Annotated in this window: 1 protein-coding gene and 3 pseudogenes; 1 reads left to right on the forward strand and 3 read right to left on the reverse strand. The window is 63.2% G+C overall.

Translation table 11 applies throughout. From position 1 onward, the window contains the following. Positions 1-71 precede the first annotated feature (71 nt). Positions 72-374, reverse strand: a complete 303-nt coding sequence (locus QZY07_RS00335) for a hypothetical protein (RefSeq protein ID WP_295398856.1) — start codon at positions 372-374, stop codon at positions 72-74. A 71-nt stretch (positions 375-445) separates the two neighbouring features. After that, positions 446-784: pseudogene (locus QZY07_RS27275) on the reverse strand (helix-turn-helix domain-containing protein); the annotation flags it as partial. A gap of 85 nt (positions 785-869) precedes the next feature. On the opposite strand from QZY07_RS27275, the pseudogene QZY07_RS00340 reads away from it, so the two are divergent. Beyond that, positions 870-1,710 (forward strand): annotated as a pseudogene (locus QZY07_RS00340) (IS4 family transposase); the annotation flags it as partial. A 63-nt stretch (positions 1,711-1,773) separates the two neighbouring features. On the opposite strand, the pseudogene QZY07_RS27280 reads toward QZY07_RS00340, so the two are convergent. After that, positions 1,774-2,076, reverse strand: a pseudogene (locus tag QZY07_RS27280) (ISAzo13 family transposase); the annotation flags it as partial. Positions 2,077-2,485 lie beyond the last annotated feature (409 nt).

A 2,485-nucleotide genomic window follows, 5' to 3' on the forward strand; every position in this document is an offset into this window, starting at 1 on the left:
CTGGGGTATTAGTCGACATCAGACGATACCGCTCCCGCCCCTCTGCCGCCAGTTCATCGGGCATGGCCTGCTCATCCCGGCGCCGCTTTCGGCACGAACGGATGGCGTGTCCCCGGACGCGAAAATGGCCAAAGTCGAGTTAGATAGACCACCATCAGTTCATCGAATCCATGCGGGGGAGCTTCGTCCCATTGCCGTTCGCGGTGCGCTTCAAGTTTCCATTTGGCTAAGAGCGCGTCGGCTTCCTGCCGCTCCGCTGTCCCAGTAGAGCATCTAACTCTTTTGCCGTTCGCGTCGGTGTAGGTCGCCCACCACTTGGGCGAATCGGGACGACGATAGAGGCCGTCTTGGTCTTGTTTGCGCTTTCTCGGCATGTGCTTCTCTCCTGCACATCCGGCCCCGCGCTCGGATGAGTATGACTCTCAGGAATGGCGCGGTCCACATATCTCCGTAGGCTCTCGGCGGACACGCGCAGGGATCGCCCGATGCGCACCGGGGCGAGTTCGCCCGCGTCGATCAGGCGTCGCACGCCGCGCGCACTGATCGCCAGCGTTTCGGCGGCACCTTCAAGCGTTGTTAAAAGCAGCGGCGGGGTCACTCGGATTCCTCCAGGCGCAACCTGCCCGTGCGCGGCGGGATGGGTCGGATCGAGCGTCGCGCTTGCGTGACGGCCACGGTGTCCAGGCAGCGCCTGCACCGTGCGCGTCCCAAGCAACGCACCGCGTGTGCGCATCAAGGCATCCGGTCTGTCAATCACCATCCAAAAATAACCAGGCATCAACATCGAATTTTTTCCAGTTGAACGGGCGATTCAGAGGGTCTGAGCGGCCTTTTTTCGTTGCTTGAAGCGGTAGGAGTCGTTGCCGGTTTCGAGGATGTCGCAGACCCGGCTGGTCTATCTGGCTGATCGCGAGGCCGATCTGCTCGACCGAATGGTGCGCGCCCGCGACCTGGGCCACCCCGCCGACTGGCGGCTGCGCGCCAAGCACCATCGCGCCTTGCCCGAGGGCGATCGGCGGTGGGAGCGGGTTTTGGCGAGCGCGCCGCTGGGCGAGATCCGCTTCGTCCTGCAGGCGGGACGGGGACGGGAGGCGCGCGAGGTCCATCAACAACGGTACGCGCAACGGGTCACCCTCCCGGATGGACGCCGCGGCACCCTGGAGGCGACTGGCGTGATCGCCCGCGAAATCAACGCCCCACCCGGCGTCAAGCCGATCGAGTGGCGCCTGCTGACCAACCGCGAGGCCACCACCCTGGAGGCCGCGGTCGAGTTGATCGACGGGTACCGGGCGCGCTGGGAAATCGACATGCTCTTTTTGGTGCTCAAGGAAGCCTGCCGCGTCGAGGCCCTGCCCTGGGCACCATGGCCCGTCTCGAACGCGCCCTGGCGCTGTTCCTGGTGGTGAGCTGGCGGATTGCCCGCTGGATGCGCTTGGGGCGCACCGTTCCCGATCTGGACGCGGGCTTGTTGCTGGAAACCGAGGAGTGGCAGGCGGCGTCCATCCTGGCGAAGAAGCCTGTCCCCAAGGATCCGCCGCGGGGCTCAACGAGGTGATGCGACTCATCGCCCGCTTGGGCGGTTTCCTCGGTCGCAAAGGCGATGGCGAGCCCGGTTTGAAAACCATCTGGCTGGGAATGCAGCGCATCATGGACTTCGCGGCTGGGGTCAAATATGCCAGGGAGGTGTCGGACACGGAGAGTTGTGTGTAATGGGATGCATTCAAAGGGGGCGGCCTGAATATTACGTAAGATGGCTATATTTGGCCTGATGGTGTAGTTCAGATCCGGGTAAAGTCGTCGTCGTCGGATGTTCAATGCGGCCATTTCCTGGGCCGGGATTTTGATGCCCTTTTTGTCGTCTGTCGTATCGAGCACAGCCTCCACGGTCAGTCCGGTGGTCGTGGTTGTCCCGCGAATGAGCCTGAGCATGATCGGGAGACTGCGCAGCGGATGCCCGGCCCAGTTGCGGCTGATCTGGCTGAAGAAGCGATGTTCAATGGGGTTCCACTTGGAGGCGCCACTGGGGTAGTGGCAGACGGTGATGACCAATCCGGTGTCGTTGGCCAACTGTTGCAGTTCGCGTTTCCATCACCGGGGGCGATGCCCGTTGCAGCCCCCCGCATCGGCTTCGATCAACGGGTGCGGCCTTGACTTAATGTGCCGGCTTGGAATAGCGTGCAAGCCACTTCGGTCTCTCGGGAACGGCATCATGGCCGCCTTGATCCAGCGCGCAATCGACGAAGTCACGTTTCAGGTCACGGTCCGCCTCGGGGGGACGATGCTAGAGAGGAAGCGGTCACCCTAGAGGCGGTCAACGACCTCGGTCGCAGCGCGACGGAGGAAGCCCAGGGCGAGCGCGTTTAAATTCTCAGCCGAACACGACCTTGGCGCGATAGTCGTCATTCCACGCGGCCTTGCGGCGCTTCTTGGCCAAGCTGATCGCCGACCCCTCCTGATCGAACAGGTTCATGCTCAGGTGGCGCAC

Origin of the sequence: uncultured Thiocystis sp. (genome assembly GCF_903866365.1) — a bacterium.
GTDB lineage: Bacteria > Pseudomonadota > Gammaproteobacteria > Chromatiales > Chromatiaceae > Chromatium.